Below are 12,924 nucleotides of genomic sequence, written 5' to 3' on the forward strand. Positions count from 1 at the left end.
CTGTCATGCAAACTCTTTCTTCTGAAGAACTGCTGGCGCTCAAGCGCCGCCTTGCCCGCCTGCTGGTAGAAAAATCATACCGCGAGGGAGATTTTGTGCTGGCATCAGGCCGCAGAAGCGATTATTATTTTGATTGCCGCGTCACGGCGCTTCACGCCGAAGGATCGTGGCTTATTGGAACCCTGTTCAACCACATGCTCCGCGAGATGGACATCAAGGGGGTGGGCGGCATGACCATGGGCGCTGACCCGCTGGTTGCAGCTACCACTGTCATCTCGCATGAACAGGGCAGACCGCTGAACGGCCTTTTGGTCCGCAAGGAAGCCAAGGGGCACGGCACAGGGCAGTTTGTTGAAGGGCTGGGCAATTTCTGCGCGGGCGACCGCGTGGCCATGCTTGAAGACGTTGTTACCACCGGCGGTTCTCTGCTGAAGGCCTGCGATCGTATTGCTGACGCTGGCCTGTCCATTGTGGCGGTTTGCGCCATTCTGGATCGGGAGGAAGGTGGCCGGGAAAAGCTCCGTGAGGCGGGATATGACCTGCTTGCGCTCTTTACCCGTGCGGAATTGGTGGACCTTGCGCGTTAAGGTTCTCACCGACCCGCGCGTCTTGCCCCATGTGGCATTGTCGCAACGTCTGGCTGGCTCTGCTGTCAGTTCCATTGTCAGGCCGTTGATCAGCTGTCTGGCCAATTGCCTTGTCAGATGCATGGCCTTGGGGCTGCTGATGGCCTTTGGCATTGGTTGCCCACTTGCCGCTCCACATCTGGCGCAGGCCGAAGAATGGCAAGCCTCTCTGTACAACGAGGGGCTTCCTACGCATTTGGTGGCTGTGGACAAAAAGCGCCAGACCTTCATGTTTTTTGAGAAGAAAAGCCCCCTCAAGCTCAAATACACCTATCCCTGCACCACAGGCCAGTTGCCCGGCGACAAACAGGCGCTCAACGATCTGCGTACGCCCGAAGGCATCTACTTTGTGGAATACAAAATTGCCAGCGGGCTGGATTTTAAGGAATACGGCGGCATTGCCTATACCCTGAACTATCCTAACCCCGTGGATCGCCTGCGCGGCAAAACCGGCCACGGCATCTGGATTCACAGCAAGGGTTTTGGCATTGAACCGCTTTCCACCCGTGGCTGTGTGCCCATCGGGCTGAAGGAAATCGACGAGGTCGGGCCGCAGCTGACGCCCGGCACGGCAGTGGTTCTGGCCGAAAAGATGGACGAGACCGCCCAGCCCCGCCCCGACAGCAGCACTGCCAACGAATTGCGCCGCCTGATGCAGAACTGGAGCAACGCCTGGGCCTCCCGTTCGGTCAAGATGTTTGATTACTATAATCCCGATGCCTATTCCAGGGCCATGACGGAAAATTTCACGGCCTTCCGGCAGAACAAGGAGCGTCTGTTCAAGTCGCTTCGGTTCATCAAGATTTTCAATCGCAAGATCAACGTGCTGGAAGGGCCGGGGTATTGGGTAACCTGGTCAGAGCAGCTCTATACGGCATCCAATCTTTCCACTGAAGGCGTGCGCCGTTTGTACTGGCAGCGAGATAACGACCAGAAGTTCCGCATTGTTGGTATGGAATGGACCCCGCGGGATCTGGGTATGCGCGCCGATTTTCAGAAGGGCCAGCTTGTGGCCGAAGCGCCCTTGCAGCAGGTCAGCGATGCTTCCTCTGAAGCACCTCAGCGCCCCCGGCTGGATATGCCCGAAGCCGCGCCTGAAAAAGCGGAGGCAACGGCTCTTGCCGCGCCGCAGCCCTCGCAGGACAAAACCGCTACCGCCAAGGCTGGTCAGGGCGACAAACTTATGGCGGCCAATGATCCTTTGGTGCCCCGCCGCAGCAATGCGACACCCCCAGCAGAAGTAAACTGGGGAGCGCGCCCCGCAATGGAAGAAGCGGCCCGCAGCGAGGCGGAATCCGCCCCCAAGGGCGCACCTGCCAAACCTGCCGATCAGGCGGCAAAACCCGCCGAGGTCCAGCAGGCTGTTAACTTGCCTGCACCGACGTCTGTTCAGGCTCCCATAGCAGCGCCGGCACAAGCCAATGCTCCCGTGGCAGCGGCAGCCCAGCAATTGAGCCTTACTCCGGAAGTCCGCGCCGCGCTGGAAAAGGCCGTGCAGGCCTGGAATGCGGATTTTTCCGCGCGTTCGACCAACATCGCCTCTCTTTACGATCAGGCCAAGTACAACCGAGAAGCCGGAACCCCTCGGGGATATTCCTACAATTCGACCATGCGCGAACTTGATCGCCGCTTTGCGGTGCCGTGGCTGCGCCTCATAAGCCGCAAGCCCAAGTTCGAGATCCAGGGTTCACTGGCTGTGAGTCATTGCGAGCAGCTTGTGGTGGCCCCCAACGGCATGGAGCAAGGTGTGCGTTCCTTCTGGTGGAGCCGGGACAACAAGGGCGATTTCCGCATTGTTGCTTCGCAGTTCAAGCCAGAAGAACTTGGCCTTGCAGCGGATTATCTGGATCAGGTCAGCGACGCCGCCAGCGCTATGGTTGAAAAATGGCGCAAGGCCTGGGAAGCTGGACGTCTGGACGAATACATTGAATACTATGCGGACGATGCCATCCAGCAGGGGCGTTGGGGCGCAAAGAATATTCAGAAGCAGAAGGAACTGCTCTGGCAGCGTGTGCAGCCCACATTGGTTCAGATCACGGGCCTGCGGCTGGTGGCTGACAAGCAGGGCCTGCGAGCCGACATGAATCAGGTCTATGCCGACAGCTCCGGCCATACGGACCGCGGCACCAAGACCCTTTTGCTGCGCTTTGACGGCAAGGCCTGGCGTATCGCCCGCGAGGACTGGGCACCTCTTGGCGCTCCCGTTGCTCCCATCGGAGAGGCAGGTCAATAGGGTCTTCTGCCATTTTGTCTCCTTGGACAGTGGGCTGAGGCTGGTCAAACAGTTTGCCCCGTTTTATGGCGAGGTATCATAACAAGGTGTTGTGTGCGGCCATCCCGAAATTTCAAACGCAAAGTTCGTGAGGACCGTTTGAAGTACCGCGAAAATCTCAGCATAATCCTGATGCGGGATAACGGCCCCAGGCGCAGCTATCGAGTGCGCAGGGGGCGGTTTGTGGCGGCCCTCGGGGTGATGGCCTGCCTGCCCGTGGCCTGCGCTGTTCTGGGATGGCTGTGCTGGACTTTGTGGCAGCAGAACGTGCAGTTGCGGGACAATGTGCTGCGCTTTGAAAGCGATTCGCAGACGGCACAGGCCAATGCGGAACGGCTGGAACACCTTGAAGAACTGCTGCGTGAAGAAAATATACCAGGTCGGGAGCTTGTGCTGCGTAGGCTCAGCACTGGCGGCGCCGCAGCGGAAGCACCGGGTGAAGGCCCCGCAATTACAGGCGGGCCAGCGGCGGCAGACAAGCCTCAGGCCGGGGCCAGCGACGCGGCCCGCACCACCGAAGGGCCGGGGCATGAGGACTTTCCCTCCATTGACCTTGATTACGTCAAGGTAGGGAATGTGCAGGTGCGTGAAATCAGGGGCGGCAAGCTTCGCGTCGCACTGGATCTGCGCAATACTGACAGCCAGAAGATACTTTCTGGTATGGTCAGCGGCACGTTGCTGACAGCCGATGGCAAAAAATATTCCCTGCGTTTTGAGCCCGAAGATGTGGGCAGTTTTCGTATCAGCCGGTTCAAGCGCGCCGTCATGGTTGCTTCTGCCGAGCACCCCATGAGTCTCACCAACGCCCAGGTCATTCTTGAAGTGCGCAGCCAGGAAAATGGCGTTGTGTTCCGCAATATTTACGCCGTTGAGCATTAAGGCGATTTTCAACATCCGTTGCCGATGCACCCAGAGCAAGAGGTGCTGCTAACCGGCCTCTGACCATGAAAAAGCGGCCGGGGCCTTGGCATTGCGAGGCCTTTGTGGCTGAAAGTTCCACCCTGTTGTGCTATTTTGCCACCATCCATGCGGCCTGGCCCTGGATGCGGCAGACAGAAGACGGCAACGGCGCTCTGGGCCGTGCGCAATTTGTGCTGCCTCCTCCAGCCTTTCATTCCCCTACATCGCTCCCCTCCTCGCTGGAAACTGCCAGCGCTTGGCTTGTGGTTGTTGACGAAGCCCCTGCGGGTTTCAGCACCACAGTGCCCCGTGAACGGCGTATCCTCTTTGTCACCGAGCCGCCTGAAATCAAGAAATATCCCCGTTCCTACCTCAGCCAGTTCGGCACGGTGGTGTCGCCTTATGACTTGCGCGGTGTCGAGCGGCGCTGCATGGTCATCAGCAACCCCTGTCTGAGCTGGCACTACGGCGTCGAACGTTCATCAGGAAGAAATATAAGTAAATTCAGCAATCTTAGTGAATTGCGCACATTCCCTATGCCAGAAAAAACAGGCTTGATTTCCGTAGTCTGTTCCACCAAGACGGCAACGTCGGCACAGCGCGCACGACTAGCACTGGTGAGTCTGCTCAAAGAGAGGCTGGGGGACGCGCTGCATGTGTACGGGCGCGAATTCAATCCTGTGGACGACAAAATGTCGGCCATTGCGCCCTACAAGTATCATGTGGTGCTTGAAAACAACTACCTCGACAACTTCTGGACAGAAAAACTGTCCGATGCCTGGCTCGGCTGGGCGCTGCCGCTCTATCTTGGAGCGCCCAACCTTGGCGCTGTTTGCCCAGCACCCGGATTTTTGCCCTTGCCGCTCGGCGATCTGGAAGCCTGCGCGCAGAGCATCCTGTCTGCAATCAAGAGCCATTTGTGGGAGGCCCGGCAAGCAGAGCTGGTTCTGTGCCGCAACTGGATGCTGGAAACCACCAATGTTTTTGCCCGCGCTGCCCGGATGATGGAAACAGCGCCGGATTATTGCCGCAGACTGCCTGCGCTGGGCAGACCGGAGCCCATATTTGGCGCGGGGCGCGCTGATGTGGCCGCCATGTATAGGCAGGTGAGGGGGGAGGGCAAGTGAGTTCGTCCACGCCAGAAATCACTGTGGCAATGCCCGCCTATAATGCCGCCGCCCATCTGCTTGAAGCGATAGAGTCCATCCTGGCCCAGAGCTTTGAAGACTTTGAGCTGCTGGTGGTGGACGATGGCTCCACAGACAATACCCTTGCCCTCGCGAAGTTCTTTGACGACAAAAGGATTCGAGTTGAGCTGCTGCCATCAAACAAGGGGCGAGCCACGGCGCGCAATATGGCCTTGGGCCGTGCGCGTGGTCGGTATCTGGCCTGGATGGACGCGGACGACATTGCCATGCCCCACCGGCTGGAAGCACAACATGCCTGCCTTGAGGCGCAATCCCAGATTCATATCTGCGGTGCTGGCGTGCAGTATTTCGAGCGATCAAGCGCGCTTGAGCTGTTTCCCGAGCAGCCGGGCGCAACACGAGCCGCCACACTGTTTGGGGTGCCTGTGCCCAACTGTTGCGTCATGGTGCGGCTGGACGCGATGCGCGCCTTTGGCTTACGCTATGACGCCAGCCTGGCAAGGGCAGAAGACATGGCCTTTTGGGCCGATGCCCTGCTCAAGGCCGGATTGCAGGCGGTCAATTTGCAAGAGCCGCTGCTGCACTATCGTTATGCGCCAGCAGCCCATGCCCGCCAGTGGCACATGCGCGCACTGCTTGGGCATGTGTTCCCTCCACTCGGTATCCGGGCGACAGGCGCACAGGCGGCACTGCATGCAGGGCTGATCTATGGCGGGCCTGCAGAGCCGGAAGCAGCGTTGCGTTGGCTTGATACCCTCTGGCAGGCCTGGACAGCCCGTTATGGGTACGATGAATACATGCAACGCCATATGCTTGTTTTTGTGGCGCGCATTCTGCGCGAAGCCTCGGCGGATGCAGCACAGGCGGATCGGGCAGGCAGGCTTTTGCGTACACTTTCGCTCGCCGCGCTGGCAGAAAATATCTGACGCTTACGCTCCGGCCCTGCGCTTTGGCCGCCCGCGCGTTTTTTACAGTCAGGAGGATTACCATGCACGATTTCACGTACTACACGCCCACACGGGTGGTTTTCGGCAAAAATACAGAGCAGCAGACCGGCGCACTTGTCAAAGCCTGCAAATGCCGCAAGGTGCTTATCCACTTTGGCGGGCAGAGCGCCCTGCGTTCGGGGCTTGTGGACAGGATAAAAACGTCCCTTCAGGCTGAAAGACTTGCCTTTGTCACTCTTGGCGGCGTCGTGCCCAACCCCCGGCTGTCGCTGATCCGCGAGGGCATTGAACTGGCGCGCAGTGAAGGGGTGGATTTTGTGCTGGCAGTGGGCGGCGGCAGCGTCATCGACTCGGCCAAGGCCATTGCCTACGGTGCCGCCAACGAGGGTGATGTGTGGGATTATTACATGGGCAAGCGCAAGCCGGACGCCTGCCTGCCCGTTGGCTGCGTGGTGACCATTGCCGCCGCAGGCAGCGAGATGAGCAGTTCAACTGTTGTGACCAACGAGGAAAACGGCTTCAAACGCAGCTTCAAAACGGATATGGCCCGTCCGGCCTTTGCCGTCATGAATCCCGAGCTGACCATGTCGTTGCCGCCCTTTCAGACGGCCTGCGGCTGCGTGGATATTCTCATGCACACCATGGAACGCTATTTCGGGCATGGCTCGAACATGGACATAACGGACAGCATCGGCGAGGGCCTCATGCGCGTGGTCATGCACCACGCCATCGTGCTACGCGATGACCCGGCCAACTACGATTCCAGAGCCGAAGTCATGTGGGCTGGCAGCCTTTCGCACAACGGTCTGACTGGCTGCGGCTCGGACGGCGGCGACTGGGCCACGCACATGATCGAGCACGAGTTGAGCGGCATGTTTGATGTGGCCCACGGTGCGGGGCTGTCTGCCATATGGGGCAGTTGGGCCCGCCATGTGCTGCCCTTGCGGCCTGATCGCTTTGCCCTGTTTGCAGAAAGGGTCATGGGCGTTGCCCCGGCGGAGACGGAAACCATCACAGGTCTGCGGGGCATTGAGGCCATGGAGCGGTTTTTCCGCTCGCTACGCATGCCCACATCGCTGAAGGATCTGCATCTTGCGCCCACGGATGCGCAGATTGCCGAAATGGCCGAGAAGGCCCTTGTGGGCAAAACCCACATCGGCAGCGTAAAAAAACTGCTGCCGCCCGATATTATCGCCATTTTTGCTGCCTCGCGGTAGGAGAAACTGTCGAAGATAGCATTGTTGGCCCGTTTCAGGCCGGGGTGGATACCAGACTGCCCCGTCTGCAACGGGCTTTTTCCGGTCCTGGGCCGGGGACATCGAGCAGCCTGCGGGCTGCGCAAAGCGACATCAGGAGCCAGCCATGCATGATGCATTTGAAGGCCGCATTGACGTGAGGTTTCCGCGCGCGGTGGTCACAGGCGTAACCGGCAACTGGGCCTTTGCCGCTGGCACGGTACTGCTGGCGCTTCGGCGGCATAATCCGGGAATGGAGGCCGACATCATCGTTTTTTGTGATGACTCCCTACTGGAAACCGATGCCGCGATATTGCGCAACCTTGGCGCGCAGCTTGTGCCCTTTACGCCTGTTCCCGCAGAGCTGACGGCTGAGGCGCTGGAGGTTTTTTCTCCGCTCAGTCTGGCCAAATTTGACTGCTTTGACTTGCTGCAACGCTATACATCTGTTGTATGGCTTGATGCGGACGTGCTGGTTCAGGATAGTCTGGAAGGGCTTTTTGATTGCGGCCCCCTTGGGCTGGCGCTGGAAGATCCCGAATTTTCAGACCCGCCAGGGGCCAAGCCTGCGCAGATCAATCTGCACGAACCTATTGAGGGGTTTGACGGCGGCGCAGACAACCTGAATTCGGGGGTCATTGTATTCCGCAATGATTTGCCAGCGCCGGACGCCTTGCGGCAGGGGTGTCTGGAGTTCATTTTCCGGCACGGCAGAATGCTACGCTATCCTGATCAGGCGGCCTTTAACCTGCTGGCGCAGATGCTGCTGCGGCAGTACCCGCAGAGCGTTTTTCAACTACCCCAGGGGTTCAATATGCATCCGCGTAATCCGGCGGCGGCCTTTGCGCCAGTGGTGCATGCCTTTGGAGCGTACAAGCTGTGGAATGACGGCCTCACCGCCACCTGTTTTCCTGAATGGCAGCGTGATTATGCCCGCTGGCAGCGCCTTGGCGGCAGCCCCTATGCAGGAACAGTGGAAAATGCTGAGTTTCTTGAGGGCGGCGCGTTTTCACTGCTCGGGGGGCTGTGCGGCACCATTGAAAAAGCCGAGGCCGCCATTGCCGAATTGCAGCAGAAGCTGGAAAAGGAAGCAATGGTTAGGACCAGACTCGAAGCTGTGGTCAGCAGGCTCGGATAATCTGCGGGGTGTTGCGCTGTCAGACATATAGAGAAGGGTGATTGGATGGATATTCAACCGTCATTGCTAGGCTATATCTCTATCGCCAAGGATTGGCTGACGCTCATAATTGCGGGATGTGGCGTCTGGGTCGCGTGGCAAGGGCTGAGAACGTGGCGCAGGCAGCTCAAAGGCACTTCCCAGTTTGATGTTGCCAAACGGCTGATGCTCAAGGTGTATCAGATCAGGCGAGATATTGAGTATTGCAGATCTCCGGTTCGTTATGTCCCATGGATTACGCATGGTGCTGAAGACAAGCCTATTCCCGTTAACGAGCAGCAGTACGAATCCACCAAGAAAGACATGTGGGAACGGTTTGATAAAATAGTAAAAACATCTAACGAAATAGAACTGTTATTGTTTGAAGCAGAGATAGTTCTTGATAAAAAAGTTCGAGAACACTTTCGCCCAATAAGTGAAATATGTTTTCAGTTGAGGACCAGTATCAAATTTTTTTTGACGTACTCTGACCCCAAAAGAAAAAATCGCAGTGATACTGATGCTGAGAGTAGAAAATATAATGAATTAGAGGAAACAATCTATGCACAAGATGGAGACACCATTCAAAGCAAGGTGGATTCGGCGGTGTGGGAGATAGAAAAATTTATTAAGCCTTACGTGCATGGTTAATTGCTATGCACGCATGCTAACCAGCTCCTAGAATGAAAAAAGGTTGGGTGCATAGTCTGCATCCAACCTTTTGTCTTTTAATGGTGCGCCCGGCGAGATTCGAACTCACGGCCTTTGGCTCCGGAGGCCAACGCTCTATCCAACTGAGCTACGAGCGCATAAGAACATTTCTGATATGCTTTGTGCTGGCGGCTGTCAAGGCGTGGGCCTGAGCCGCCATGTTGACATCCGGCCGCCCAGCCTCCGGGCGCGCCAAGGCTGGGCGGGTTTGCGCGCCGCAGCAATGTGCGCTAAAAATCAGGCTGAGGGGCCGTTGTTCTGTGATATTTTATGCGGAGAATGCATGCGTGATATTCTTGTTGGGGTGAGCGGGGCCAGCGGCATGCCCCTGGCCTTGTGCCTCATGCGGCTGCTGGCGGCCATGCCCGATGTGCGCACCCACTGCGTGGTTTCCGATGGCGCGCGGGCCGTGCTGCGGGCGGAATGCGGAGCGGATGCCGATCTGCTCACGGCGCTGGCGCACACCGTGTATGCTGCGGAAGATCTGGGAGCAGGCCCGGCCAGCGGCTCGTGGTGGCGGCGTGGTAGCGAACCGGCGGCCATGCTGCTAGTGCCGTGCTCCATGGGAACAGTCGGGGCCATCGCCAGCGGCGCCACGCGCAACCTTGTGCACCGGGCTGCGGATGTAGCGCTGAAGGAGCGCTTGCCTCTGGTGATGGTCACGCGCGAAAGCCCGCTCTCTGCCATACATCTGCGCAATCTGCTTACCTTGCGCGAGGCTGGCGCGGTGATCATGCCCTTTTCTCCCTGTTTTTACCTGCGGCCTGCTGGCGTGGAGGAACTGCTGGAGCAGTTCTGCGGCCGCATCTTTGATCAGGTGGGGCTAGCGCATGGTCTTGCCCGCTGGACAGGCCAAGCATAGCGTAAGCAAAAGGCGGTACCACGCCACTTCTCCTTCATTTGCCGTCTTCTGTTCCTTCCCGGTACGTATTTTCTGAATTGTTAAAGTCTTACGCTGGAGGCAGCATGAGCGACATAACCTGGTTTGGACATTCGGCATTCAAAATCAGCGCGCCTGACGCGCAGGTGATTATTGATCCTTTTTTTGCTCCTTCTGCGGGAGTATCGCCCAGCGCTGCAGGTGATGTGGATATTGTGCTGGTGACCCACGACCACGGCGACCATGTGGGTGATGCCGTGTCTCTGTGCCGCCGCACCGGCGCGCAACTGGGGGCCATTGTGGGCACGGCGGGTAAACTGGCCGAGGCAGGTGTACCCCAAGAGCAGATTCTCAACGGCATCGGCTTTAACATGGGCGGCACCCTGACCCACAAGGGCGTGAGCATGACCATGACGCAGGCCTACCATTCCAGCGATTCGGGCGCTCCGGCGGGCTACATTGTGCGTATGCCCGATGGCCTCACCGTATACCATGCGGGTGATACCTGTGTTTTTAGCGGGATGGAGCTATGGGGCCAGCTTTACAGCATAGACGTTGCCTTGCTGCCCGTGGGCGGCGTGTTTACCATGGATGCGCGTCAGGCTGCCCTGGCTTGCAAACTGTTGCGCTGCAAGGCTGCTGTTCCCATGCATTGGGGAACGTTCCCTGTGTTGGCGCAGAGCGCAGCCGGGTTCAGGGCAGAGATTGAAAATCTGCACCTGCCCTGCCGTTGCGTGGAAATGACCCCCGGCGAGACCGTAAGCTTCGGCTGATTTATTCCTGCGGTTGTACCGCCTTTTTCCCGCAAGGATTACCCATGAGCGTTTCACTTAAGTGCCAATACGGCTTGCGCGCCCTGTTCGAGCTTGCCAAGCGCACGGGTAGCGGCCCCACGCGCATTCAGGAGATTGCCGAAGCGCAGGCCATTCCCCCGCGTTTTCTTGAAAATATCCTCAACCAGCTCAGGCGCGGCGGCTTTGTGGACAGCCGCCGAGGCAAGGCTGGCGGCTTTATGCTGGCCCGGTCTGCCAGCCAGATCACCACGCTCGAAGTTATCCGTTTTCTGGACGGCCCCGTGCATCCTTTTGATTGCGAGGGTGACAACCCTGTACGCAAGTGCTCCCTTGGGCCGGACTGCGTGTTCATGCCCTTGTGGCAGCGGGCGCGGCAGGCGTTGGAAAACGTATACGGCGGCACGACGCTTCAGGACCTTGTGGACGCTCAGGCGGCAGCTATCCCCGATTTCAGCATTTGATGCGGGTTTACCTGCGCCTCTTCCCCGCGGGCAGAAATATTTTTGCATCAGGTCTTGCCTTTCAGGAGTTCTGTTATTATCACTTAGTCAGTCGAGTTAATGTAGTTAATGCCGGGACAGAGGTGTCATGCCCGCCCGACACGGCTGAACCATACAATCTGGATTGCACACAGCATCGCCAAGGCGGGCAAGGAGAACGCATATGTCCAGAATTTATCAGAATAATCCCCTTTCCATCGGCAATACTCCTCTGGTGCGGCTTAACCGCGTGGTCGGCCCCAAGGCCTTGGTGCTGGCCAAGATTGAGGGCCGCAATCCCTCCTATTCCGTCAAATGCCGCATTGGCGCGGCCATGATTGCCGATGCTGAGAGCCGTGGCCTGTTACGTCCCGGCGTTGGCATTGTGGAACCCACCAGCGGCAATACGGGCATTGCTCTGGCCTATGTGGCCGCCGCCAAGGGCTATGAGCTTACGCTCACCATGCCCGAAACAATGAGCCTCGAGCGCCGCCGCGTGGTGGCCATGCTGGGGGCCAAGCTGGTGCTCACACCCGGTGCGGAAGGCATGCCTGGGGCCATAAGAAAGGCCGAAGAACTGGTGGCTGCCAACCCCAGCGCGTATTTTATGCCTCAGCAGTTCAAGAACCCGGCCAATCCGGCCATACACGAAGCCACCACCGGTCCGGAAATCTGGAATGACACAGATGGGCAGGTGGACGCCATTGTGGCGGGCGTGGGCACAGGCGGCACCATCACGGGTATTTCGCGCTACCTCAAGCACACGCGGGGCAAGAACATTGTTTCCGTGGCCGTGGAGCCTGAGGCGAGCCCCGTGATCAGTCAGCATCTGGCGGGCAAACCCCTGCAACCGGGGCCGCACAAGATTCAGGGCATTGGTGCTGGCTTTATTCCTGAAACGCTGGATGTCAGCCTGCTGGACAGGGTGGAAACTGTGGCCAACGATGAGGCCATTGAATTTGCCCGCAGGCTGGCGCGCGAAGAGGGTATTCTTGCCGGTATTTCTTCTGGCGCTGCGGCAGCGGCGGCCGCGCGGCTGGCGGACTTGCCTGAATTTGAGGGCAAGACCATTGTGGTCATTCTGCCTGATGCGGGCGAGCGGTATTTGTCGTCTGCCCTGTACGAGGGCATTGGCGAGTAGAAGAGGGAAGAAAGGCAGGAAAGCAGAGAAGGGCTTGGCGGCGGGGGAGAGCCTGTCGAGCGCATTTACGCAAACCCGACTTTTACGCCCTGAATGCGTCAGCGCCGGGATTTTGATGCTCACGTACTTGAGTACGCTGCGCTCAAAATTCCGGCGCTTCCTTTTCAGGCCGCAAAACGCGCATTTTGCAAATTCGCCCAACACCAGCCATCGCCTCCGCTACGCTCCGGCGAGTTTAAGGAAGGCGACTCCACGACCATCCCCTGATAGCGAACAGGTTTTTCTAACTCGTAATATATCCTCCGGATTATGGTTGAATGATAATTGGCATCCCGTAGATGAAGTGAAACTGTCAGGCATGTTAGTGTTGGAATTTGATTTTCTTCAAGTTTGTGATGCACAAATATCCTGAAGCGACTGAAAAGGTACAAGGTCGTCCCCTGAACCAGTAATAGTATCAATGGTAGTTGGCTGAAGCGGATTTACATTCAAAGCGAAAGAGTTCTCTGGCATTTACGCGTCGCGGAGGGAGATCACCTGAGCGAGCGGAGCGAGTGAGGGAAGCTCCCACAGCATAAGACGCGTTGCCCTCGTAGCTTGACGGAAATTGAAAGCACTTCTTAGGGGGTGTTCCG

General features: G+C 58.1%; 12 protein-coding genes and 1 tRNA gene. 12 read left to right on the forward strand and 1 reads right to left on the reverse strand.

The window, feature by feature from the left end; genetic code table 11:
- Positions 1–5: 5 nt before the first annotated feature.
- From pyrE to ACUZ9Q_RS14660, 8 genes are all read left to right on the forward strand, one after another.
- Positions 6–587 carry an orotate phosphoribosyltransferase gene (pyrE, locus tag ACUZ9Q_RS14625; RefSeq protein ID WP_410173094.1) on the forward strand — a complete coding sequence of 194 codons (582 nt, stop codon included), beginning with the start codon at positions 6–8 and terminating at the stop codon, positions 585–587.
- A complete protein-coding gene (locus ACUZ9Q_RS14630) occupies positions 577–2,859 on the forward strand; it encodes a L,D-transpeptidase Cds6 family protein (protein ID WP_449248113.1) in 2,283 nt (760 codons plus the stop codon). Before pyrE ends, ACUZ9Q_RS14630 begins: the two co-directional genes overlap by 11 nt.
- Positions 2,860–2,997: 138 nt before the next feature.
- Positions 2,998–3,777 carry a hypothetical protein gene (locus ACUZ9Q_RS14635; protein WP_192113200.1) on the forward strand — a complete coding sequence of 260 codons (780 nt, stop codon included), beginning with the start codon at positions 2,998–3,000 and terminating at the stop codon, positions 3,775–3,777.
- A gap of 104 nt (positions 3,778–3,881) precedes the next feature.
- Positions 3,882–4,925 carry a glycosyltransferase family 10 domain-containing protein gene (locus ACUZ9Q_RS14640; RefSeq protein ID WP_449248114.1) on the forward strand — a complete coding sequence of 348 codons (1,044 nt, stop codon included), beginning with the start codon at positions 3,882–3,884 and terminating at the stop codon, positions 4,923–4,925.
- Complete coding sequence (locus ACUZ9Q_RS14645; RefSeq protein WP_449248115.1) at positions 4,922–5,872, forward strand: glycosyltransferase family 2 protein; 951 nt, start codon at positions 4,922–4,924, stop codon at positions 5,870–5,872. Before ACUZ9Q_RS14640 ends, ACUZ9Q_RS14645 begins: the two co-directional genes overlap by 4 nt.
- Before the next feature lie 62 nt (positions 5,873–5,934).
- Positions 5,935–7,110 (forward strand): iron-containing alcohol dehydrogenase, encoded by a 1,176-nt coding sequence (locus tag ACUZ9Q_RS14650; RefSeq protein WP_449248116.1) that lies wholly within the window; start codon positions 5,935–5,937, stop codon positions 7,108–7,110.
- Positions 7,111–7,255: 145 nt separating this feature from the next.
- Positions 7,256–8,266 (forward strand): glycosyltransferase, encoded by a 1,011-nt coding sequence (locus ACUZ9Q_RS14655; RefSeq protein ID WP_323390569.1) that lies wholly within the window; start codon positions 7,256–7,258, stop codon positions 8,264–8,266.
- Between the two features lie 45 nt (positions 8,267–8,311).
- The gene (locus ACUZ9Q_RS14660; protein WP_323390570.1) at positions 8,312–8,935 is read left to right on the forward strand and encodes a hypothetical protein; all 624 of its coding nucleotides are present in this window, start codon (positions 8,312–8,314) and stop codon (positions 8,933–8,935) included.
- Positions 8,936–9,016: 81 nt separating this feature from the next.
- On the opposite strand, the gene ACUZ9Q_RS14665 is transcribed toward ACUZ9Q_RS14660, so the two are convergent.
- Positions 9,017–9,093, reverse strand: a tRNA-Arg gene (locus tag ACUZ9Q_RS14665).
- Positions 9,094–9,278: 185 nt separating this feature from the next.
- Here ACUZ9Q_RS14665 and ACUZ9Q_RS14670 point away from each other — a divergent pair.
- The 4 genes from ACUZ9Q_RS14670 to cysK all read left to right on the forward strand — a co-directional run bounded on the left by ACUZ9Q_RS14670 (position 9,279) and on the right by cysK (position 12,289).
- The gene (locus ACUZ9Q_RS14670; protein ID WP_449248117.1) at positions 9,279–9,857 is read left to right on the forward strand and encodes a UbiX family flavin prenyltransferase; all 579 of its coding nucleotides are present in this window, start codon (positions 9,279–9,281) and stop codon (positions 9,855–9,857) included.
- A 104-nt stretch (positions 9,858–9,961) separates the two neighbouring features.
- A complete protein-coding gene (locus ACUZ9Q_RS14675) occupies positions 9,962–10,648 on the forward strand; it encodes a metal-dependent hydrolase (RefSeq protein WP_449248118.1) in 687 nt (228 codons plus the stop codon).
- Between the two features lie 44 nt (positions 10,649–10,692).
- Entirely contained in the window at positions 10,693–11,130 is a 438-nt protein-coding gene (locus ACUZ9Q_RS14680; protein ID WP_192113207.1) for an RrF2 family transcriptional regulator, read from the forward strand.
- Between the two features lie 202 nt (positions 11,131–11,332).
- Positions 11,333–12,289 (forward strand): cysteine synthase A, encoded by a 957-nt coding sequence (gene cysK / locus ACUZ9Q_RS14685; RefSeq protein WP_192113208.1) that lies wholly within the window; start codon positions 11,333–11,335, stop codon positions 12,287–12,289.
- Positions 12,290–12,924: the final 635 nt, after the last annotated feature.

The sequence above is a fragment of the Desulfovibrio desulfopostgatei genome, assembly GCF_053570645.1.